18 protein-coding genes and 2 tRNA genes are annotated in these 21,288 nt (G+C 67.0%); 17 read left to right on the top strand and 3 right to left on the bottom strand.

The window, feature by feature from the left end; translation table 11 throughout:
* The first annotated feature begins 167 nt into the window (after positions 1 to 167).
* Positions 168 to 1,079, top strand: a complete 912-nt coding sequence (gene artA / locus G9C83_RS02470) for an archaeosortase A (RefSeq protein ID WP_167244534.1) — start codon at positions 168 to 170, stop codon at positions 1,077 to 1,079.
* A gap of 84 nt (positions 1,080 to 1,163) precedes the next feature.
* On the opposite strand, the gene G9C83_RS02465 is transcribed toward artA, so the two are convergent.
* Both G9C83_RS02465 and G9C83_RS02460 read right to left on the bottom strand, forming a co-directional pair.
* Positions 1,164 to 1,592 (bottom strand): group I intron-associated PD-(D/E)XK endonuclease, encoded by a 429-nt coding sequence (locus G9C83_RS02465; RefSeq protein WP_167244533.1) that lies wholly within the window; start codon positions 1,590 to 1,592, stop codon positions 1,164 to 1,166.
* A 112-nt stretch (positions 1,593 to 1,704) separates the two neighbouring features.
* Positions 1,705 to 1,777 (bottom strand) — tRNA-Asp (locus G9C83_RS02460).
* 184 nt (positions 1,778 to 1,961) lie between these two features.
* On the opposite strand from G9C83_RS02460, the gene G9C83_RS02455 reads away from it, so the two are divergent.
* The 9 genes from G9C83_RS02455 (at position 1,962) to G9C83_RS02415 (ending at position 13,096) form a co-directional block, all read left to right on the top strand.
* Positions 1,962 to 2,189, top strand: coding sequence for a DNA-directed RNA polymerase subunit H (locus tag G9C83_RS02455; protein ID WP_167244532.1), 228 nt, complete (start codon positions 1,962 to 1,964; stop codon positions 2,187 to 2,189).
* Positions 2,190 to 3,755, top strand: a complete 1,566-nt coding sequence (locus G9C83_RS02450; RefSeq protein WP_167244531.1) for a DNA-directed RNA polymerase subunit B'' — start codon at positions 2,190 to 2,192, stop codon at positions 3,753 to 3,755.
* Between the two features lies 1 nt (position 3,756).
* Positions 3,757 to 5,583, top strand: a complete 1,827-nt coding sequence (rpoB, locus tag G9C83_RS02445) for a DNA-directed RNA polymerase subunit B (RefSeq protein WP_167244530.1) — start codon at positions 3,757 to 3,759, stop codon at positions 5,581 to 5,583.
* Entirely contained in the window at positions 5,580 to 8,492 is a 2,913-nt protein-coding gene (locus tag G9C83_RS02440) for a DNA-directed RNA polymerase subunit A' (protein ID WP_167244529.1), read from the top strand. Before rpoB ends, G9C83_RS02440 begins: the two co-directional genes overlap by 4 nt.
* Positions 8,485 to 9,669, top strand: a complete 1,185-nt coding sequence (gene rpoA2 / locus G9C83_RS02435) for a DNA-directed RNA polymerase subunit A'' (RefSeq protein WP_167244528.1) — start codon at positions 8,485 to 8,487, stop codon at positions 9,667 to 9,669. Before G9C83_RS02440 ends, rpoA2 begins: the two co-directional genes overlap by 8 nt.
* Complete coding sequence (locus G9C83_RS02430) at positions 9,669 to 10,094, top strand: NusA-like transcription termination signal-binding factor (protein ID WP_167244527.1); 426 nt, start codon at positions 9,669 to 9,671, stop codon at positions 10,092 to 10,094. The genes rpoA2 and G9C83_RS02430 overlap by 1 nt, the downstream gene beginning before the upstream one ends.
* Before the next feature lie 410 nt (positions 10,095 to 10,504).
* Positions 10,505 to 10,933, top strand: coding sequence for a 30S ribosomal protein S12 (locus G9C83_RS02425; protein WP_157500124.1), 429 nt, complete (start codon positions 10,505 to 10,507; stop codon positions 10,931 to 10,933).
* A gap of 2 nt (positions 10,934 to 10,935) precedes the next feature.
* Positions 10,936 to 11,550: a 30S ribosomal protein S7 gene (locus G9C83_RS02420; protein WP_167244526.1), complete on the top strand. Its 615-nt coding sequence runs from the start codon at positions 10,936 to 10,938 to the stop codon at positions 11,548 to 11,550.
* A gap of 130 nt (positions 11,551 to 11,680) precedes the next feature.
* Positions 11,681 to 13,096: a PQQ-dependent sugar dehydrogenase gene (locus tag G9C83_RS02415; RefSeq protein WP_167244525.1), complete on the top strand. Its 1,416-nt coding sequence runs from the start codon at positions 11,681 to 11,683 to the stop codon at positions 13,094 to 13,096.
* Here G9C83_RS02415 and G9C83_RS02410 read toward each other — a convergent pair whose 3' ends face one another.
* A complete protein-coding gene (locus G9C83_RS02410; RefSeq protein WP_167244524.1) occupies positions 13,097 to 13,861 on the bottom strand; it encodes a DUF5781 family protein in 765 nt (254 codons plus the stop codon). It abuts the gene before it with no gap.
* A 150-nt stretch (positions 13,862 to 14,011) separates the two neighbouring features.
* Here G9C83_RS02410 and G9C83_RS02405 point away from each other — a divergent pair, with 150 nt between their 5' ends.
* From G9C83_RS02405 to G9C83_RS02375, 7 genes are all read left to right on the top strand, one after another.
* Positions 14,012 to 16,201, top strand: coding sequence for an elongation factor EF-2 (locus G9C83_RS02405; RefSeq protein ID WP_167244523.1), 2,190 nt, complete (start codon positions 14,012 to 14,014; stop codon positions 16,199 to 16,201).
* A 295-nt stretch (positions 16,202 to 16,496) separates the two neighbouring features.
* Positions 16,497 to 17,018, top strand: a complete 522-nt coding sequence (locus G9C83_RS02400) for an amino acid-binding protein (RefSeq protein ID WP_167244522.1) — start codon at positions 16,497 to 16,499, stop codon at positions 17,016 to 17,018.
* On the top strand, positions 17,015 to 17,956 hold the full coding sequence (locus G9C83_RS02395; RefSeq protein ID WP_167244521.1) for a homoserine dehydrogenase: 942 nt from the start codon (positions 17,015 to 17,017) through the stop codon (positions 17,954 to 17,956). Before G9C83_RS02400 ends, G9C83_RS02395 begins: the two co-directional genes overlap by 4 nt.
* 139 nt (positions 17,957 to 18,095) lie before the next feature.
* Entirely contained in the window at positions 18,096 to 19,361 is a 1,266-nt protein-coding gene (gene tuf, locus G9C83_RS02390) for a translation elongation factor EF-1 subunit alpha (RefSeq protein ID WP_167244520.1), read from the top strand.
* 3 nt (positions 19,362 to 19,364) lie between these two features.
* Positions 19,365 to 19,673, top strand: a complete 309-nt coding sequence (gene rpsJ, locus G9C83_RS02385; protein WP_059055443.1) for a 30S ribosomal protein S10 — start codon at positions 19,365 to 19,367, stop codon at positions 19,671 to 19,673.
* Positions 19,674 to 19,800: 127 nt separating this feature from the next.
* A tRNA-Ala gene (locus tag G9C83_RS02380) sits at positions 19,801 to 19,872 on the top strand.
* 331 nt (positions 19,873 to 20,203) lie between these two features.
* On the top strand, positions 20,204 to 21,232 hold the full coding sequence (locus tag G9C83_RS02375; RefSeq protein ID WP_167244519.1) for a hypothetical protein: 1,029 nt from the start codon (positions 20,204 to 20,206) through the stop codon (positions 21,230 to 21,232).
* The last annotated feature ends 56 nt before the right edge of the window (positions 21,233 to 21,288 follow it).

Here is a 21,288-nt window from a genome sequence, read left to right as displayed (position 1 = left end):
GCCCGTAAGGCGGTCACCTACGCGGTACCCCTCCCACACTTTCTTTCGCGCGCTACGATTCGACAGCGGCAGCGCTGTACAGTATCGTCGCGTCCGTACTCGCGAGCCGCGAGTGACACCAACCGACACCAACACGCCTATACTCGGGACGCTCCTCGCTCCGGGTAATGGTATCCGCGCTGACCGACGCGCTGGCGTGGATCGTCGTCGCGGCGTTCGGCGCGAGCGCGGTCCTCCAGGGGAGCCACCGGCAGTACAGCCGGTACACGGCAGTGGCAGCGTGGACGCTGTTCGCTGCGTTCTGGGGGCTGCTCGCGCCGTACTTCTTCTTCGAGCACATGAGCGTCATCGAGGGCGCGCTGAGCGCGGCGGCCGTGCCGGCGTGCCTGTACACCGCGTACCTCGTCGGCACGGGCAAGCGGCGCCTGGAGACGCTGACGCGCTCGATTGCGATCATGGGGCTGATCTTCCTGCCGTTCGAGACGATCGAGCCCGCCCGGCAGTTCGCCATCGAGACGGTCGCCCAGCAGTCGGAGTGGCTGATGGCGCAGGTCGGCTACCACCCGCCCATCGTCGAGGGCGACCACGGCTACATGGCGAAGTTCGTGTTCACCGGCGAGTCCGTCACCGGTGAACCCGGCCACAAGTACACGACGACGGTCCTGATGGCGTGTACGGGCATCGGCAGTATCTCCATCGTCGGCGGGCTGGCGCTCGCCGTTCGCGCGCCGTTGAAGCGCCGGCTGCAGGCGCTCGCGGTCGCCGTCCCCGTCATCTACGGGCTGAACGTGATTCGCGTGGTGTTCATCGCGGTCGCGCACGGCGAGCAGTGGTTCCGCGGCGGCGTCTACCGCACCCTCGTGTTCGCGGTGTTCCCGACGAACGACGGGAACATGGTCTCGTACCTGTTCGCGGACCGCGTGCTCGCGCAGTCCGCGTCGGTCGTCGCGCTCGTCGCGTTGACGTTCCTCCTCTTGCGCATCGTCCCCGAGCTCGGCGGCGTCGTCGAGGACGTCGCGTACATCGCTACCGGCAACGAGTACGACATCACGCGGCAGTTCGCGCGCAGCGCTGACTGACGGCTGCGCTCCTGCTCGCCACTCGACTATTTGATGGAAAACCGAGTTGAGTATCTCGGGCTGATCAACCGGTAGCGGCTACTGTTACTGTGGGAGTTCGCCGTCGAATTCGAAGTCGCTAGCCCAGTTGATGTTCGGGTGGTCAATTTCGGCGTTGAATCGGAGTTCCATCTTCTGCTCCGTTGCCTCCGAAATATCGACCCAGTAGAGAGATTCCGTCTCGGGATATCGGACGGCGAAGGCGTCGACTTCGTTCTGGTACGTCTGCTCGTGGTAGGTGCCTTCGCGTGTCGTCTGCGAGTGCGTGTTGAACCGTATCGTCTCGGGTTTGTTCGCCCACGCAGTCTTACACTGTACTCGATGAAGCGTTTCTCCGTCGTCCACGATGAGGTCGTACTTGTCGTTGTCCCCGAAGGGAACGGAAACACTGTATCCTGCTGCAACCAGTTCGGAGAGGATTCGGGCTTCTGTCTCGTCACCAACTTGCTTCGAGTTCGCCGACTCAGCGGACATCACTCCAAGAGTTAGCCTCGATAACTGGTAAAGTCCAGCCTGGGCTGGGCGATAGCGAGAGGCCGTCAGTAGGCTAAAGAATCCACTGTCGAACGTAGCGTCGGAGAGAAAGCGCCCGGAGCGGGATTTGAACCCGCGTCACAACCGTGACAGGGTTGTATGATGGGCCACTACACCATCCGGGCTTGCTGCACTCATTCGTAGCCGGCTTGTATTCTTAAGACTTTCCAAACGGACGGCGTGTGGGCCGTGGTGTCGTGGACACCGGGAAACCACGTGAATACAATCTCAAAAGGCTTAACTGTACTGCATACTAATTAGCCTGTAGTATCTCGTGAGAGGTAGTTCTCCCCCCATCCAGGCACACCCATGGTAGACGTAAGCCAACACGAACTCGTCCCCGAGCACACTGTCCTCGACGAGGACGAACTCGAGGACGTGCTCGTGGACTACGACATCGAACGGACGGACCTGCCGAAGATCAAACGGAAGGACCCGGCCCTGCCGGACGACGCGGAAGTCGGCGACGTCGTCAAAATCGTACGGGACTCGCGGACCACGGACACAGCCATCGTGTACCGACTGGTGATCGAATAAATGCAAATGGAAGACCGACGCGAACTGTCGAGGGCGTATTTCTCGAAAGAACGACTCGCGGAACACCACTTCAGGTCGTTCAACTCGTTCCTGAAGCGCGGCATGCAGGACGTCGTCACCGAGAAGGAACGCATCGAGACCGACATCGGTGACAAGGAAGACGAGGAGCCCGTCTGGGTCGAGCTCGGCGACGTCCGCATCGTCACCCCGCGCGTGCGGGAGGCGGACGGCTCCGAGGAGCTGCTCTACCCCCAGGAGGCGCGGCTCCGCAACATCACGTACTCCGCGCCGGTGTTCATGGAGATGAGCATCGTTCGCGGCGGCGAAGAGGAAGAAGAGCGCGTCCTGGACACCACGGAGACGAAAGTCGGCCGGATGCCGATCATGGTCGGCTCCGACAAGTGCAACATCGCGGGGTTCTCCGATGAGGAGCTCATCGAGATCGGCGAGGACCCCGCCGACCCCGGGGGGTACTTCATCGTGAACGGCAGCGAGCGCGTCCTCATGACTAGCGAGGACCTCGCGCCGAACAAGATTCTCGCCGAGTACGACTCGAAGTACGGCGACGAGATCCAGGTCGCGAAGACGTTCAGCCAGCGCCGGGGGTATCGTGCGCTGGTGCTCGTCGAGCGCAACCGCGAGGGACTGCTGGAAGTGTCGTTCCCCTCGGTCTCGGGCTCGATCAACTTCGTGACGCTGGTGCGGGCGCTCGGCCTCGAATCCGACGAGGAGATCGTCCACCGCGTCAGCGAGGACCCCGAGATTGTGAAGTTCATGCTGGAGAACCTCGAGGAGGCCGACGTCCAGACCCAGGAGGAGGCCATCGAGGAACTCGGGAAGCGCGTCGCCTCCGGCCAGGGGAAGAACTACCAGCTGAAGCGCGCGAACTACGTCATCGACCGCTACCTCCTCCCGCACCTCCACGAGGAGGGCATCGAGGACGAGGAGACCCGCATCAACAAGTCCTACTACCTCTGCCGGATGGCCGAGGCGTGCTTCGAGCTCGCGCTCGACCGCCGCGAGGCCGACGACAAGGACCACTACGCCAACAAGCGCCTCAAAGTCTCCGGCGACCTCATGAAGGACCTGTTCCGGACGGCGCTGAACAAGCTCGCGCGCGACGTGAAGTACCAGCTCGAACGCGCGAACATGCGCAACCGCGAGCTCACCGTGAACACGGTGGTCCGCTCCGACGTGCTCACCGAGCGCCTCGAACACCCCATCGCGACCGGGAACTGGGTGGGCGGCCGCTCGGGCGTCTCCCAGCTCGTCGACCGTACGGACTTCATGGGCGTGCTCAGCCACCTGCGCCGGCTGCGCAGCCCGCTGAGCCGCTCGCAGCCGCACTTCGAGGCACGGGACCTGCACGCCACGCAGTGGGGGCGCATCTGTCCCTCGGAGACGCCGGAGGGACCGAACTGCGGACTGGTGAAGAACTTCGCGCAGGCGATGGAGCTCTCGCAGACCGTCGACGACGAGCGAGACCTCAAGCGGGAGCTCTCCTCGATGGGCGTCGAGGGCATCCCGGGAATCAACACGGAAGCGACGACATCCGCGGACGACTAACATGAGCACGGAACGAGAAGCGAAAGTCTACGTCAACGGCAGTCTCGTCGGGACCCACGAGGACCCCGAGGAGCTGGCAGCACAGATTCGGGAGGCGCGCCGACGGGGGGAGGTCTCCGAGATGGTGAACGTCTCCGTCCGAGACCGCACGAACGAAGTCATCGTGAACGCCGACGCCGGCCGGGCGCGCCGCCCGCTGCTCGTCGTCGAGGACGGCGAGCCGCTCGTCACGGACGACGAGATGGACGCCATCGAGAACGGCGACATCGAGTTCGAGGACCTCGTGCGCGCGGGCAAGGTCGAGTTCATCGACGCCGAGGAAGAGGAGGACATCCTCGTCGGCGTCGACCGCGACGAACTCACCGACAACCACACGCACCTCGAGATCGACCCGCAGCTCATCTTCGGCATCGGCGCCGGGATGATCCCCTACCCCGAGCACAACGCGAGCCCGCGCATTACGATGGGCGCGGGGATGATGAAACAGAGCCTGGGCCTGCCGGCGGCGAACTACCGCATCCGGCCGGACACCCGCCAGCACCTCCTGCACTACCCGCAGAAGGCGATGGTGAACACCCAGACGACCGAGCAGATCGGCTACGACGACCGGCCGGCCGGCCAGAACTTCGTCGTCGCCGTGATGAGTTACGAGGGGTTCAACATCGAGGACGCGCTCGTCATGAACCAGGGGTCCGTGGACCGCGCGCTCGCGCGCTCGCACTTCTTCCGCACGTACGAGGGCGAGGAGCGCCGCTACCCCGGCGGCCAGGAGGACCGCTTCGAGATTCCCTCCGACGACGTACGGGGCGGTCGCGGCGAGGACGCGTATACGCACCTCGACGACGACGGCCTCGTCAACCCCGAAACGAAGGTCGACGACTCCTCCGTCCTGCTCGGGAAGACGAGCCCGCCGCGGTTCCTCGAAGAGCCCGAAGACATGGGCGGGCTCAGCCCGCAGAAGCGCCGCGAGACGAGCGTGACGATGCGCTCGGGCGAGGACGGCGTCGTCGACACGGTCACGCTGATGGAGGGCGAGGACGGCTCGAAGCTCGCGAAGGTCTCCGTGCGCGACGAACGCATCCCCGAGCTCGGGGACAAGTTCGCGTCCCGCCACGGCCAGAAGGGCGTCGTCGGCCACCTCGCGCCCCAGGAGGACATGCCGTTCACGCAGGAGGGCGTCGTGCCCGACCTCGTGCTGAACCCGCACGCACTGCCGTCCCGGATGACGGTCGGCCACGTGCTGGAGATGCTCGGCGGGAAGGCCGGCAGCCTCGCCGGGCGCTCCGTCGACGGCACGGCGTTCACCGGCGAGAACGAGGAAGAGCTCCGGTCGACGCTGGAGGAGCGCGGCTTCAAGTCCTCCGGCAAGGAAGTGCTGTACTCCGGGGTCTCCGGGGAGAAGATCGAGGCCGAGATCTTCGTCGGCACGATCTTCTACCACAAGCTCTACCACATGGTCTCGAACAAGCTCCACGCCCGCTCGAAGGGACCGGTCCAGGTCCTCACGCGGCAGCCGACGGAGGGGCGCGCCCGCGAGGGCGGCCTCCGCGTCGGTGAGATGGAGCGCGACACCATCATCGGCCACGGCGCCGCGATGGTGCTGAAAGAGCGGCTGCTGGACTCCTCGGACCGCGAGGAGATCCACGTCTGCGGCAACTGCGGCATGACGGCAGTGGAGAACTACGAGCAGCGCCGCGTCTACTGTCCGAACTGCGAGGAAGAGACGGACGTGCACAGCCTCGAGATGAGCTACGCGTTCAAGCTCCTGCTCGACGAGATGAAAGCGCTCGGCATCGCGCCGCGACTCGAACTGGAGGACGCAGTATGAGCACAGGACAATCACCCAAGGAGATCGGGGAAATCAGCTTCGGGCTGATGGACCCGGAGGAGTACCGGGACATGTCCGCGACGAAGGTCATCACCGCGGACACGTACGACGACGACGGCTTCCCCATCGACATGGGGCTGATGGACCCCCGCCTGGGGGTCATCGACCCCGGGCTGGAGTGCAAGACCTGCGGCCAGCGCTCCGGGAGCTGTAACGGCCACTTCGGCCACATCGAACTCGCCGCGCCCGTCATCCACGTCGGGTTCGCGAAGCTCATCCGCCGGCTGCTGCGCGGGACGTGCCGGGACTGCGCGCGCCTCCTGCTCACCGAGGACGAGAAAGAGCAGTACCGCGAAGACCTCGACCGCACGCGCAGCCTCCGCGAGGACGTCTCCGACGTCACGAAGGCCGCCATCCGGGAGGCCCGCAAGAAGGACCACTGCCCGCACTGCGGGGAGGTCCAGTACGACGTCAAACACGAGAAGCCGACGACGTACTACGAGGTCCAGCAGGTACTCGCCAGCGACTACAGCGAGCGCATCGCGGCCGCGATGCAGCCGGACCCCGACGAGGACGACGCCGGCATCAGCCCGCAGGAGCTCGCCGAGCAGACGGACATCGAGATCAGCCGCATCAACGACATCCTCTCCGGGGAGTTCCGCCCGCGACGCGATGACCGCGAGGCCATCGAGGCGGCCATCGGCGCGGACCTCACCACCGAGGACATGAACAAGCTGATGCCCTCGGACATCCGCGACTGGTTCGAGGACATCCCCGGCGAGGACCTCGCCGTGCTCGGCATCGACCCCGAGAAGAGCCGGCCCGAGTGGATGATTCTCACGGTGCTGCCGGTGCCGCCGGTGACGGCGCGTCCCTCCATCACGCTGGACAACGGCCAGCGCAGCGAGGACGACCTCACCCACAAGCTCGTGGACATCATCCGCATCAACCAGCGGTTCATGGAGAACCGCGAGGCGGGCGCGCCCCAGCTCATCATCGAGGACCTCTGGGAGCTGCTGCAGTACCACGTCACGACGTTCATGGACAACGAGATCAGCGGGACGCCGCCCGCTCGACACCGCTCCGGCCGCCCGCTGAAGACGCTCAGCCAGCGGCTGAAGGGCAAGGAGGGGCGGTTCCGCGGCTCGCTGTCCGGGAAGCGCGTGAACTTCTCCGCGCGGACGGTCATCAGCCCGGACCCGACGCTGTCGCTGAACGAGGTCGGCGTGCCGGACCGCGTGGCGACCGAGATGACCCAGACGATGGTCGTCAACGAGCAGAATCTCGAACGCGCCCGCAAGTACGTCCGGAACGGCCCGGAGGGCCACCCGGGCGCCAACTACGTCACGCGACCCGACGGCCGCCGCGTGCGCGTCACCGAGAAGGTCTGTGAGGAGCTCGCCGAGCGCGTCGAGCCCGGCTGGGAGGTCCAGCGCCACCTCATCGACGGCGACATCATCATCTTCAACCGGCAGCCGTCGCTGCACCGGATGTCCATCATGGCCCACGAGGTCGTGGTGATGCCGTACAAGACCTTCCGCCTGAACACCGTCGTCTGTCCGCCGTACAACGCCGACTTCGACGGCGACGAGATGAACATGCACGCCCTCCAGAACGAGGAGGCGCGTGCGGAAGCCCGCGTCCTGATGCGCGTCCAGGAGCAGATTCTCTCCCCGCGGTTCGGCGAGAACATCATCGGCGCGATTCAGGACCACATCTCCGGAACCTACCTGCTCACGCACGACAACCCGCGGTTCAACGAGACGCAGGCCTCCGACCTCCTGCGCCAGACGAGCATCGACGAGCTCCCGGAGCCCGCCGGCGTCGAAGACGGCGAGCCGTACTGGGAGGGCCGCCAGATCTTCAGCGAACTCCTGCCCGACGACCTCAACCTCGAGTTCACGGGCACCGTCGGCGAGCCGGTCGTCATCGAGAACGGCCAGCTCCTCGAAGGCACCATCGCCGAGGACGAGATCGGCGGGTTCGGCGGCGAGATCGTCGACACCATCGCGAAGGTCCACGGGAAGACCCGCGCCCGCATCTTCATCAACGAGGTCGCGGCGCTCGCGATGCGCTCGATCATGCACTTCGGGTTCTCCATCGGCATCGACGACGAGACCGTCTCCACGGAGGCCCGCGAGCGCATCGACGAGGCCATCGAGTCCGCCTACGACCGCGTGCAGGAGCTCATCGAGACCTACGAGAACGGCGACCTCGAATCCCTGCCCGGCCGCACGGTCGACGAGACCCTCGAGATGAAGATCATGCAGACGCTCGGGAAGGCCCGCGACTCCGCCGGCGACGTCGCCGCGGAGAACTTCGACACGGACAACCCCGCGGTCGTCATGGCCGACTCCGGCGCGCGTGGGTCGATGCTGAACCTCACGCAGATGGCCGGCTGTGTCGGCCAGCAGGCAGTCCGCGGCGAGCGCATCAACCGCGGCTACGAGGACCGCACGCTCAGCCACTTCGAGCCGAACGACCTCTCCAGTGAAGCCCACGGCTTCGTGGAGAACTCCTACACGAGCGGGCTGACGCCCAAGGAGTTCTTCTTCCACGCGATGGGCGGCCGCGAGGGCCTGGTCGACACGGCGGTCCGTACCTCGAAGTCCGGGTACCTCCAGCGCCGGCTCATCAACGCGCTCTCCGAACTGGAGACCCAGTACGACGGCACCGTCCGCGACACCAGCGACACCATCGTCCAGTTCGAGTTCGGCGAGGACGGCACCTCGCCCATCGACGTGTCCTCCGACGAGGACGTCGACGTCGACGTCGACCAGATCGCGGACCGCATCATCGAGTCCGAGTTCGACAGCGAGGACGAGAAAGAGGAGTTCCTCGGCGTCCAGGAGCCGCCGACGAACCTCTCCGAGCACGGCGCGTCCTGGGAGGTGGAATCCGATGACTGAAGTCACCGACGCGATGCGCGACCACATCGAGGGCACGGAGCTGCCGCGGCGCCTCAAGGAGCGCGTCTACGACACCGTCGAGGAACGCGACGACATCACCGTCAAGCAGGCGAAGGAGATCGCGACCGCGGTCGAGTCCCAGTACCTCGACACGCGCGTCGACCCGCTGGAGCCGGTCGGCACGGTGTCCGCGCAGTCCATCGGCGAACCGGGGACGCAGATGACGATGAACACGTTCCACTACGCGGGCGTCGCGGAGATGGACGTGACGCAGGGCCTGCCGCGGCTCATCGAGCTCGTGGACGCCCGGAAGACCCCGGACACGCCGATCATGACGGTGTACCTCGAGGACGAGTACGCCGAGAAACGCGAGCGCGCCCACGAAGTCGTCTGGAACATCGAGGCGACGAAGATCCTCGCGCTCGGGGACATCTCCACGAACGTCGCCGACATGGTCGTCCAGATCGACCTCAACGAGGACACCCTCCAGGAGCGGTGGCCACTGATGGAGTCCACGAACGAGATCGCGGGCGAGATCGCCGAGACCATCGAAGGGAGCCTCGGCGTCCAGGTCACCCAGCAGGGGACCGTCCTGGAGTTCGGCCCGAGCGAGCCCTCCTACCGCGAGCTGCTGCAGCTCGTCGAGGAGCTCCGCGACATCGTCTTCAAGGGCATCGAGGACGTCTCCCGCGTCGTCATCCGCCGCGAGGAGACCGACCGCGGCGAGGAGTTCGTCCTCTACACGGAGGGCTCGGCGTTCAAGAAGGCGCTCAACATCGAGGGCGTCGACGCCTCCCGCACGTCGTGTAACAACATCCACGAGGTGTTCAACACGCTCGGCGTCGAGGCCGCCCGCGAGGCCATCATCGAGGAGACGATGACCACGCTCGAAGAGCAGGGCCTCGACGACGTGAACATCCGCCACCTGATGCTGGTCGCGGACATCATGACCAACGACGGCACCATCCAGTCCATCGGCCGGCACGGCATCTCCGGGAACAAGGACTCCGTGCTCGCCCGCGCGGCGTTCGAGGTGACCGTCAGCCACCTGCTCGACGCCGCCATCTACGGCGAGGCCGACGACCTCGACGGCGTCATCGAGAACGTCATCGTCGGGAAGCCCGTCCAGCTCGGCACCGGCGACGTCGACCTGCGCATGGGCAGCAAGTCCGACTGATGACAGTCACGCTCTCCGACGAGGCGCGCCGCCTGCTCGCGGCGTTCGAGGACGAGACCGACGCCACCGCCGTCGACTGCGTCGTCGACGACGACCGCGACCGCGTCATCTTCGTCGTCGCCGCCGGCGAGATGGGGTCGGCCATCGGCCCCGGCGGCAGCCGCGTCGAAGAGCTCGAAGAGAAACTCGGCCGGAACGTGATGCTCGTCGAGGACGCCCCTACGCCGGAGGGCTTCGTCGCGAACGCGCTCTCCCCCGCGGCCGTCTACAACGTCACCATCAGCGAGAACGACACCACGGTCGCGTACGCCGAAGTCGCCCACGACGACAAGGGTGTCGCCATCGGCACCGGCGGTAAGAACATCGAAGCCGCCAAGCAGCTCGCCGACCGGCACTTCGACATCGACGACATTCAGCTAACCTGAGGCGCACTTTTTGCGCTGCGTGAGGTGCGCTCCGCGCACCTCACTCGGCAAAAACTTGCGGAAAATCACTCCTCCTTCGCTTCGTTTCACTCCGCTCAGTCGTCGGCCCGCGCTCCCTGCGGTCGCGCGGCGAACGGCGTCGCTCAGGTTCTCCGAACCGTTCGCTCGCCGATGCTCTCCGGCAGGTTGATTCACCGGCTGGCAAGCATCCGGCGACCGAGTGGTCCGAAGGACCCGGAAGGTCGCCGGTTCGCCGCGAGCGTAGCGAGCGGGCGCGAGGACGACCGCAGGGAGGACGACGCGCTTTTTCACCACGTTTTTGCCGAGCGAGGCGGCGAAGCCGCCGAGCGCAGCGCAAAAAGTGGATGCGAAAGGCCGAGTTTAAGTGCTTCCGCTGGGTAATCGGGTGTATGTCGAACGGCAAGTACGCCGCTCGGAAACTGAAGAAGGACCGCCAGAAGCACCGGTGGTCCGACTCGGAGTACGCGCGGCGAGAGCGGGGGCTCGGCAAGGAGTCCGACCCCCTCGAGGGTGCGCCGCAGGGTCGCGGCATCGTCCTCGAGAAGGTAGGTATCGAAGCGAAACAGCCCAATTCCGCGATCCGGAAGTGCGTGCGGGTCCAGCTCATCAAGAACGGGAAGCAGGTCACCGCGTTCTGTCCCGGTGACGGCGCGATCTCGTTCATCGACGAGCACGACGAGGTCACCATCGCCGGCATCGGCGGTGCGAAGGGTCGTGCGATGGGCGACCTCTCGGGCGTGAACTACAAGGTCGAGAAGGTCAACGGCGTGAGCCTCATCGAACTGGTCCGCGGGAACGCGGAGAAGCCGGTGCGATAATCATGAGTGAGGAAGAAGCCCCCGAACCCGAGGCGCCCGCTGGCAGCGAGGAGGAGGATGTCAACGCGAAGCTCTTCGGCAAGTGGGAGGTCTCGGACATCCAGTACCGCGACCCGAGCACGCGGCGGTACCTCTCCGTGACGCCGATCGCCCACACGATGGGCCGGCACGCGTCCAAGCAGTTCAAGAAGAGCGAGATCAGCGTCGTCGAGCGGCTCGCGAACCGCCTGATGAAGACCGGCGCGAACGCCGGGAAGAAGCAGCAGGCGCTCGGCATCGTCCGTGACGCCTTCGACATCGTCCACGAGCGCACCGACGAGAACCCGATTCAGGTGCTCGTGCGCGCGGTCGAGAACTCGGCGCCCCGCGAGGAGACCGTCCGCCTGAAGTACGGCGGCATCTCCGTCCCGAAGGCCGTCGACGTCGCGCCCCAGCGCCGCGTCGACCAGGCGCTGAAGTTCATCGCGGACGGCGCGCACTCGTCGTCGTTCAAGACGCCGACGGACGCCGCCGAGGCGCTCGCGAACCAGCTCATCGGCGCCGCCGACTACGACGTGCAGACGTACGCGGTCGGCCAGAAGGAAGAGAAGGAGCGCGTCGCGGCCGCGGCCCGCTAAGCGGAGTTCTCTTCGTTTCGACGCCGTCTCCGAGCGGCGGCGTTTTTCTATCGGCACGTAGCGGCGCGGTTCCACCCGGGCAGCGTCGGATACCTGAAAACTGTTAACGGTGGTGCCACAAGGCCCGGACATGGGTTACAACCGCCGTTCGTTCCTCGCTGCCGCCGGCCTCGCCGGATTTTCGGGGCTCGCGGGCTGCATGTCCCCGGACGAGCCCAGCGACACGACGACCTCCAGCAATCCGCCGACGGTGACGTCGGTCGGCGGCGACTCGTACGACTTGAGCGTGAGCCACGACGTCGAAGACTGGGCGGAATACGACCCCGACTGGTCGCATCCGACGGAGGCGCCGAATCTCGACGTGACGACGGAGACGGTCATCGAGGGGCTGGAGATCCCCTGGGACCTCGCGTTCGCGCCGAACGGCGACCTCTTCATCAGCGAGCGCGTCGGCCGGATATCGCGGTACGCCGCCGCCGACCTGGAGACCGTCGCGACTCCGGACGTGATCGACCACGCCGACTCGATCGCTCCCGGCGAGGAGGGCGGCTGGTGGGAGGCCGGCAGCGAAGGCGGCCTGATGGGGCTGGCGGTTCACCCGGACTACCCGGACGTCCCGCTCGTGTACGCCATCTACACCCGAGAGGACGAGCCCGCGGTCTCCGGCGGCGACGCCTACGTCAATCGGCTCTCGTACTTCGACGTCTCCGCGGACGACCCCGGCGAGACCGAGACGGTCGTGATTGACGACATCCCCGGCAACGAGATCATCCACAACGGCGCGCGGCTCGCGTTCGGCCCCGAGAACTACCTGTGGGTGACCACGGGCGACGCCGCGTCGGTCAATCCCGACCTCGGGACAGACCAGCCGCTACCGCAGGACCCTGCCTCGCTCGCGGGGAAGGTGCTCCGGCTCGAACCGGACGGGAGCGCGCCAGCGGGCAACCCCGACATCGACGGCGGCGACCCGCGAGTGTACACCTACGGCCACCGGAACCCGCAGGGCATCACGTTCATGCCGGACGCGACGCCCGTGGAGACCGAGCACGGGCCGTCGGCCCACGACGAGGTGAACGTGCTGGAGGCCGGGGGGAACTACGGGTGGGGGCCCGAGGGCGAGCGCGCGCGAACGGCGGAGACGTACCGCGGCACCGACTACGCGCGCCCGGTCGTGAACACCGACGAGACGTGGGCGCCGCCGGGAGCGGTGTTCTACACGGCGGACGCGGTGCCGTCGTGGCAGAACCGCCTCGTCGTCGGCGGCCTGCGCTCCCAGCGCATCAACCTTGTGACGATCTATCCGACGGACGGCGAGCCGGCGTCGACAGCCAACGGCGGCAAGCGCTTCGACGCGGACTGGATGGACCCCGACTACAGCGCCGTCCACCACACGACCCTGGAGGACGAACTCGGGCGCATCCGACACGTCGAGCAGGGGCCGGACGGCGCGCTGTACGCGGTGACGTCGAACCGCGACGGCCGCGCGCAGGGCGACCAGTTCCCGCGGGAGGGCGACGACCGCCTCGTGCGCATCACGCCCGCGTAATCAGTCGGCTGCGGGGCCGGACGTACTCGACTGGGCGTCGACGTACGTGCGGATGGTGTCGACGAGGCCGCGCCGGCAGTCGCTCTCGTCGGGGTCGTCGGCGAGCTCGGCGAACCGCTCGCGGAACGCCTCGACGTCGATCTCGGGGGCGTCCTGGCCGGCGGCGTGCGCGAGGTCGTAGATGCGGTGGTCGTCGCCCACGGCGTCGTGGCGTTCGAGCAGCGCGAGCGCGAACGCGGCGTTGACGGCTGTCATCGGGGGGTCAGCGCCCGCGGTGAGCCGCTGGCCGACGGTCGGGCCGGCGACCGGGCGGTCGGCGACGGCCGCGGCGAGCTCGGATTCGAGGAACGCGACGAGCTTGTCCGTCGGGCCGACCGAGAGCGTGATGTCGTCGGCGTAGATGTCCTTGACGTGGTTGGCGATCTGGTAGCAGTGCGTGAGCACGCGGCGCTCGACGCTGCGCCCGGAGAGCGCGAGGAACAGGATCTCGTCCATCGAGAGGACGTGGCTCGGGTGGTCGTGCTCGTGGCGGAGCATGTGAGAGAACTCGTGGAGCGCCAGCTCGCGGGCCATCGCCGACGTGGCGGCCTGCCGGGAGATGTTCAGGACGTGGTGGTCGTCGTGGTGGCCGGCCCAGGTCCGCTCGTCGGGGTTCTCGCGCACGCGAACCTCGACGGGGCGTTCGAGGTCGTGCTCGGTCTCGAAGACGTCGCGGGCGCCGAGAAACGGTGCGGTCGGACCGGCGCCCGTCACGCGCAACTGCATGATATCTATTGGCACGGCCCTCGCGGCAAAGACTCTTTCGCCCGCCCGCGCCGCGAACCAGACGAATTGACGCCTGCGCGTCGTGTTCCGGCGTGTCGTGCTCCCGGCAAAACACTACCCTTTTGAACCCGCTGGCAGTATGATTCCCCAATGGGCCGACGCAAGAAGATTGTCGAGAAGTGTGAACGGCTGATGGACAATCCGGAGCAGATCCGGAACATCGCCATCGCCGCACACGTCGACCACGGCAAGACGACCCTGACGGACAACCTGCTCGCCGGTGCGGGCATGATCTCCGAGGACACCGCCGGCGAGCAGCTGGCGATGGACACGGAGGAGGACGAACAGGAACGCGGCATCACCATCGACGCCGCGAACGTCTCGATGACCCACGAGTACGAGGGCGAAGACCACCTCATCAACCTCATCGACACGCCCGGCCACGTCGACTTCGGCGGCGACGTGACGCGGGCGATGCGCGCCGTCGACGGCGCGCTCGTCGTCGTGGACGCCGTCGAGGGCGCGATGCCCCAGACGGAGACGGTGCTCCGGCAGGCGCTCCGCGAGGGCGTCAAGCCGACGCTGTTCATCAACAAGGTCGACCGCCTCATCTCCGAGCTCCAGGAGGGCCCCGAGGAGATGCAGGAGCGGCTCCTGAGCGTCATCCGCGAGGTCAACGAGCTCATCCGCGGGATGACCGAGGAGATGGACGACATCACCGAGGACTGGACGGTCTCCGTCGAGGGCGGCACCGTCGGCTTCGGGTCCGCGCTCTACAAGTGGGGCGTCTCGATGCCCTCGATGCAGCGCACGGGCATGGACTTCGGCGACATCATGGAGCTCGAGCGCGCCGACAAGCGCCAGGAGCTCCACGAGCGCACGCCGCTGTCGGACGTCGTCCTCGACATGGTGTGTGAGCACTTCCCCGACCCCATCGAAGCTCAGCCCCACCGCATCCCGCGCATCTGGCGCGGCGACGCGGACTCCGACCTCGCAGACACAATGCGGATGGTCGACGAGGACGGCGAAGTCGTCCTGATGGTCACGGACATCGGCATCGACCCGCACGCCGGCGAAATCGCCGCGGGCCGCGTCTTCTCCGGCACCATCGAGAAGGGCCAGGAGCTGTACGTCTCCGGCACCGCCGGCAAGAACCGCATCCAGAGCGTCGGCATCTACATGGGCGGCGAGCGCGAGGAAGTCGAGGAAGTCCCCGCGGGGAACATCGCCGCAGTCACCGGCCTCAAGGACGCCATCGCCGGTTCGACGGTGTCCAGCGTCGAGATGACGCCGTTCGAGTCCATCGAGCACATCTCGGAGCCGGTCATCACGAAGTCCGTCGAGGCCCAGAACATGGACGACCTGCCGAAGCTCATCGAGACGCTCCAGCAGGTCGCCAAGGAGGACCCGACCATCCAGATCGAGATCAACGAGGACACCGGCGAACACCTCATCTCCGGGCAGGGTGAGCTCCACCTCGAAGTCATCACCCAGCGCATCGAGCGCAACCAGGGCATCCCCGTCAACACCGGGGAACCGATCGTCGTCTTCCGCGAGTCCCCGACGTCGGACTCCCGCGAAGTCGAGGGCGTCTCCCCGAACCGCCACAACAAGTTCTACATAACCATCGATCAGCTCGACGACGACGTCCTCGAGCAGCTCCGCCTCGGCGAGGTCTCCATGGACATGCCCGAGCAGGAACGCCGCGAAGCGCTCCAGGACGCCGGCATGGACAAGGACACCTCCCAGAACGTCGAGAACATCATCGGGAAGAACATCTTCATCGACGACACGAAGGGGATCCAGCACCTCAACGAGACGATGGAGCTCGTCGTCGAGGGTCTCGAAGAGGCGCTCGAAGACGGCCCGCTCGCCGCGGAGCCCGTCGAGGGCGCGCTCATCCGCCTCCACGACGCCCGCCTCCACGAGGACGCCATCCACCGCGGCCCCGCGCAGGTCATCCCGGCCGTCCGCGACGCCGTCCACCGCGGCCTCATGGACGCCGAGATCCGCCTGCTCGAGCCGATTCAGGACGTCCGCATCGACGTCCCCTCCGAGCACATGGGCGCCGCGTCCGGCGAGATTCAGGGTCGCCGCGGCCGCGTCGACGACATGTACCAGGAAGGCGGCATGATGGTCGTCGAGGGCATCGCGCCCGTCGAGGAGATGATCGGCTTCTCCAGCGACATCCGCTCGGCCACCGAGGGCCGCGCGTCCTGGAACACCGAGAACGCCGGCTTCCGCGTCATGGCCGACAACCTCCAGCCCGAGATCATCACGCAGATCCGCGAGCGCAAGGGCATGAAGACCGAGCTGCCCGAGCAGATCGACTACTTCTAAGGTACCTTTTTGCGGGGGCGAGCACTGCTCGCCCCCGCAAAAATCTACGCTAAAAAACCGCAACCGGTCGCGGAATCTCGCGGTTCTCTCTGTCGCTTCGTCGGACGGGGTGTAGCCGTGCGGCCATCTGTCGGTAGGATTTGTGCGGGCCGAAGGCTTATAGCGCGGACGACCCCCATTCACGGTGTATGCACGCAGGCAGACGCGCCAGGCGTGGTATCGGCACGGAGCGACAGCACTTCCGCTCGCAGCCGAGCACAACAGCCGGCGCGTCACACACAACGGGGGGACAACGGTGAGCGACGCCGACGACCGCGCGCACACCCTCCGGCTGGAGCTCGTCGACGAGCCCGGGGAGCTGTTGCGCGCGCTCTCGCCCATCGCAGAGAACGGCGGGAACCTCCTCTCCATCTTCCACGAGCGCGGGTCGCTGACGCCGCGGGGGCACATCCCCGTGGAGGTCGACCTGGAGTGCTCGCCCGAGCGCTTCGAGCGCATCGTGGAGGCGCTCCGGGACGCCGGGGTCGCCATCATCCAGGCGGACTCCGAGCGGTACGGCGACGCGCTCACGGTCCTGCTGGTCGGCGACCTCGTCGACACCGACCTCTCCGATACGCTCTCCGAGCTGGAGGAGTGTTCGAGCGCGTCGGTCGCGGACTTCTCGCTGACCACGGAGGAAGGAACGGCGGGCGTCTCCAGCGCACGCGTCCGGCTCGCCATCGAAGCCGGGAGCACGGAGCGCGCGCTCGAACAGGTGCGGGACGTCGCCGGGGAGAAAGACCTCTCCGTCGTCGAGCCGCTCGTGGGGGAACTATGAGACTGGCAGTCATCGGCGCGGGCGACGTCGGTCGCTCGGTCGCGGACCTCGCGGCGGACTACGGCCACACGGTGACGGCGTTCGCGGACTCCGCGGGCGCGGCCGTCGATCCGGACGGAGTCGACGTCGAGGCCGCGCTCGACCACAAGGACAGCGTCGGCTCCGTCGGGGAGGCCGACCCGGCGGACGCGCTCGGCGCGGAGTACGACGCGCTCGTGGAGGCGACGCCGACGACGCTCGGCGACGCCCACCCGGGCTTCGAGCACGTGCGCGCAGCCCTGGAGAACGACCGACACGTCGTGCTCGCGAACAAGGGGCCGGTGGCGGAGCGCTACGACGACCTCCGCGCGCTGGAAGCCGACAGCGACGGCGAGGTGCGCTTCGAGGCGACGGTCGCCGGCGCGATTCCCGCGATCTCGACCATCGAGGGCGTCGGCGCCGACCGCGTGACCGCGGCCCGCGGCGTGCTGAACGGCACGGCGAACTTCATCCTGACTCGGATGGCCACGGACGGCCTCGACTACGAGCACGTGCTCGCGGAGGCCCAGGACCTCGGCGTCGCGGAGGCCGACCCCACCTTCGACGTGGAGGGGACGGACGCGGCGCTGAAGTGCGCGATTCTCGCGAACGTCATCCACGGCGGCGGCTACGCCCTCGAAGACGTCGAGGTCGACGGTATCACGGACATCCCGCCGTCGGCCCTGGAGCTCGCCGCCGAGGACGGCCGGACGGTCCGGCTCATCGGCGAGGTGACCGAGGACGGCGCCCGCGTGGGGCCGCGGCTGCTCCCCGAGAACAACACGCTCGCGGTGTCCGGGACGATGAACATCGTGCAGTTAGAGACAGAGTACGCCGGACGTCTGAACCTCTCCGGCCGAGGCGCGGGCGGTCCAGAGACGGCGACCGCGGTGCTCGGCGACGTGGACCGCCTAGACTGACCGAACCTCTGGGTTCGTGTTAGGCGTTCCCACAAACCGCCGGAAGGCGCCGGGGTAGATCTGAGTGCGTACCGAAATGGTTTTAGTGCGAACTCACCAATGATTCCCACAGAGCGCGCCTTTCGCGCGATACTAACCAATGAGCGACGAACGACACCAGAACCTGGCCGTCATCGGCCACGTCGACCACGGCAAGAGCACGATGGTCGGGCGCCTCCTCTACGAAACGGGGAGCGTTCCCGAGCACGTCATTGAACAGCACAAAGAAGAAGCCGAGGAGAAGGGCAAGGGCGGCTTCGAGTTCGCCTACGTCATGGACAACCTCGCCGAGGAGCGCGAGCGCGGGGTCACCATCGACATCGCCCACCAGGAGTTCAGCACCGACGAGTACGACTTCACTATCGTCGACTGTCCTGGCCACCGCGACTTCGTGAAGAACATGATTACGGGCGCGTCCCAGGCGGACAACGCCGTCCTCGTCGTCGCCGCCGACGACGGTGTGGCGCCCCAGACCCGCGAGCACGTGTTCCTCTCGCGGACGCTCGGCATCGACGAACTCATCGTCGCTGTCAACAAGATGGACATCGTCGACTACGACGAGTCCAAGTACAACCAGGTCGTCTCCGACGTCAAGGACCTGTTCGGTCAGGTCGGCTTCGACACGGAGGACGCGTCGTTCATCGCGACGTCCGCCTTCGAGGGCGACAACGTCGCCGAGCAGTCGGACAACACCCCCTGGTACGACGGCCCGACCCTGCTGGAGGCCCTCAACGACCTCCCGGAGCCGTCCCCGCCGACGGACACCGACCTCCGTCTCCCCATCCAGGACGTCTACACCATCTCCGGCATCGGTACCGTCCCCGTCGGACGTATCGAGACCGGTGTGATGAACACGGGCGACAACGTCAGCTTCCAGCCGTCTGACGTCGGTGGCGAGGTCAAGACCATCGAGATGCACCACGAAGAGGTGCCGAAGGCCGAGCCCGGTGACAACGTCGGGTTCAACGTCCGCGGCATCGGCAAGGACGACATCCGCCGCGGCGACGTCTGTGGCCCGGCCGACGACCCGCCGACGGTCGCCGAGACGTTCACCGCGCAGGTCGTCGTCATGCAGCACCCGTCCGTGATCACCGCGGGCTACACGCCGGTCTTCCACGCGCACACCGCGCAGGTCGCGTGTACCATCGAGTCCATCGACAAGAAGATGGACCCCTCCTCGGGCGAGACCCAGGAGGAGAACCCGGACTTCATCCAGTCCGGCGACGCCGCGGTCGTCACCGTGCGCCCGCAGAAGCCCCTCAGCATCGAGCCGTCCTCCGAGATTCCGGAGCTCGGCTCGTTCGCCGTCCGCGACATGGGTCAGACCATCGCCGCCGGCAAGGTCCTGGACGTCAACGAAGCCTAATCCATGCAGCAGGCACGCGTTCGTCTCGCCGGCGTCAATCCCGACGACCTCGACGACATCTGCGACGACGTCCGGGAGATCGCGGACAAGACCGGCGTGAAACTCAGTGGGCCGGTCCCGCTCCCGACGAAGACCCTCGAAGTCCCCTCGCGGAAGTCCCCCGACGGCGAAGGGACGGCCACGTGGGAGCACTGGGAGATGCGCGTCCACAAGCGTCTCATCGACATCGACGCGGACGAACGCGCGCTCCGCCAGCTGATGCGGATTCAGGTTCCCAACGAAGTCAGCATCGAGATCGTCCTCGAAGACTAACGCGGGCTTTCACACGCTCCTCCCGCTTATTCACGCGTCCCAGCGGCGGCGCCGTGGTTCGACAGGCCCTGACGGACGGCCCGTGAAACAGAAGTCTGAAATACGTCCGTCGACTTCGATCGGGTGCGGGCTCGTAGATCAGTGGTAGATCGCTTCCTTCGCAAGGAAGAGGCCCTGGGTTCAAATCCCAGCGAGTCCACTTCTCCGAATCTCGACCGCGAAGCGACGGCTCTGTCGCTTCGCGTCGAAGCAGTGTAGTGGACGAGTCGGGATTTGCAGCCCTGGAAGACGCAGCGCGAACGCAGTGAGCGATCGTCTTCCTCCGGGTTCGAATCCCGCCAGACTCGCGTCGCGAGTCTGGCGACCCTCGCGAAACCCGCGGTTTCACTCGGTCCTAGCGAGCGCACTTCGCTCAGCACGCCACCGGCGAGCGGTGGGTGGAGATCGGGCTGCGGACCAGTCCTAGATTCGCTGCGTCAGCCCGTGGGCGAGCGGTACGTTAATGCGGGCCACGCGACAGGTCCGAGACGATGGCGCGCGGCGTGGTGGCGCTGGCGGTGCTCGCGCTCGTCGTGAGCGCCGGGTGTCTCACTGTGCAGCCGGTGCGGACCGACCCGATCGAGCCCACGGAGACAACCACGGAGGCGCCGTTCGAGGTGCCGGACCGGTCCGTCGACCGGGAGACGAGCCCGTGGGGGCCGGGCCCGGTTACGGTCGCGGTCGACGACCGGGTCGGCTGGGAGCTGGACGTGCGACCGGAGCTCCGGGAGACCCTGACGTTCTGGGAGCACGCGGTCTACCCGGGGGGCCGCTACCGACCGGAGTTCGAGGTCGTCGAGAACGCCAGTGACGCGGACGTGCGCGTGGAGGTGGTGGCGGCCGTTGAGCGGTGCCGCGTCCACGAGAACGACGTCGCGCTCGGCTGCGCGCCGGTCGTGCCGACGAACGCGACGGTGACCGACAGCGTCACCGTGCAGGTGCGCGCGGGGCACGCGCCGGGGACGACGAAGCGGATTCTCAAACACGAGTTCGGACACGTGCTCGGGTTCCGGCACGGCGAGGGGCCGCAGAACGTGATGGCACAGAACTTCTCGGCGCGTGCGCCCGACGACGTGGCGGACGGAGCCGACCGCACGTACCCGTGGGCGTCGACCACGCTGCGGGTCGCTGTCGACGCCGAGGACGGGGCGGCGGCCGCGCGTGAGCAGGTCAAGGCGGCCGCCGCGTACTACGAGCGCGGCGCGAACGACACCGTCGCCAACCCGCCCACGGTCGAGGTGGTCGAGGACGCTGCAGACGCCGACGTCGTGGTGTCGTTGCGGGAGTCCGTAGACTGCGACGTCTACGGCGCGGCGACGTCGTGCGCGGACTGGGACGGTCCGGACGTCGACGACGACGGCGCGCCCGAGTACTTCACGGACGGCCGCGTCGTCGTCGCCGCGGACGGCCACGACCGCGCGGGCTGGCACCTCGGCTACTGGCTCGGGCGGACGCTGTGGACGAACGGCGTCCCGGCGCCGTTCCGGACGAGCGACCATCCGCGCGCGGAGACGTGGTGAGCGGAGAGAAGAGAGTTAGGCGGCTTCTTCGTCCTCGTCGACAACGCCGTCAATCG

Origin of the sequence: Halobacterium sp. R2-5 (genome assembly GCF_011734195.1) — an archaeon.
Classification (GTDB): Archaea; Halobacteriota; Halobacteria; order Halobacteriales; family Halobacteriaceae; genus Halobacterium.
This window is presented reverse-complemented; position numbering and strand designations above follow the sequence as displayed.

Coding starts and splice junctions, on each gene's coding strand:
- artA (WP_167244534.1), top strand. CDS start 168: ATGGTATCCGCGCTGACCGACGCGCTGGCGTGGATCGTCGTCGCGGCG.
- G9C83_RS02465 (WP_167244533.1), bottom strand. CDS start 1,592: ATGTCCGCTGAGTCGGCGAACTCGAAGCAAGTTGGTGACGAGACAGAA.
- G9C83_RS02455 (WP_167244532.1), top strand. CDS start 1,962: ATGGTAGACGTAAGCCAACACGAACTCGTCCCCGAGCACACTGTCCTC.
- G9C83_RS02450 (WP_167244531.1), top strand. CDS start 2,190: ATGCAAATGGAAGACCGACGCGAACTGTCGAGGGCGTATTTCTCGAAA.
- rpoB (WP_167244530.1), top strand. CDS start 3,757: ATGAGCACGGAACGAGAAGCGAAAGTCTACGTCAACGGCAGTCTCGTC.
- G9C83_RS02440 (WP_167244529.1), top strand. CDS start 5,580: ATGAGCACAGGACAATCACCCAAGGAGATCGGGGAAATCAGCTTCGGG.
- rpoA2 (WP_167244528.1), top strand. CDS start 8,485: ATGACTGAAGTCACCGACGCGATGCGCGACCACATCGAGGGCACGGAG.
- G9C83_RS02430 (WP_167244527.1), top strand. CDS start 9,669: ATGACAGTCACGCTCTCCGACGAGGCGCGCCGCCTGCTCGCGGCGTTC.
- G9C83_RS02425 (WP_157500124.1), top strand. CDS start 10,505: ATGTCGAACGGCAAGTACGCCGCTCGGAAACTGAAGAAGGACCGCCAG.
- G9C83_RS02420 (WP_167244526.1), top strand. CDS start 10,936: ATGAGTGAGGAAGAAGCCCCCGAACCCGAGGCGCCCGCTGGCAGCGAG.
- G9C83_RS02415 (WP_167244525.1), top strand. CDS start 11,681: ATGGGTTACAACCGCCGTTCGTTCCTCGCTGCCGCCGGCCTCGCCGGA.
- G9C83_RS02410 (WP_167244524.1), bottom strand. CDS start 13,861: ATGCAGTTGCGCGTGACGGGCGCCGGTCCGACCGCACCGTTTCTCGGC.
- G9C83_RS02405 (WP_167244523.1), top strand. CDS start 14,012: ATGGGCCGACGCAAGAAGATTGTCGAGAAGTGTGAACGGCTGATGGAC.
- G9C83_RS02395 (WP_167244521.1), top strand. CDS start 17,015: ATGAGACTGGCAGTCATCGGCGCGGGCGACGTCGGTCGCTCGGTCGCG.
- tuf (WP_167244520.1), top strand. CDS start 18,096: ATGAGCGACGAACGACACCAGAACCTGGCCGTCATCGGCCACGTCGAC.
- rpsJ (WP_059055443.1), top strand. CDS start 19,365: ATGCAGCAGGCACGCGTTCGTCTCGCCGGCGTCAATCCCGACGACCTC.
- G9C83_RS02375 (WP_167244519.1), top strand. CDS start 20,204: ATGGCGCGCGGCGTGGTGGCGCTGGCGGTGCTCGCGCTCGTCGTGAGC.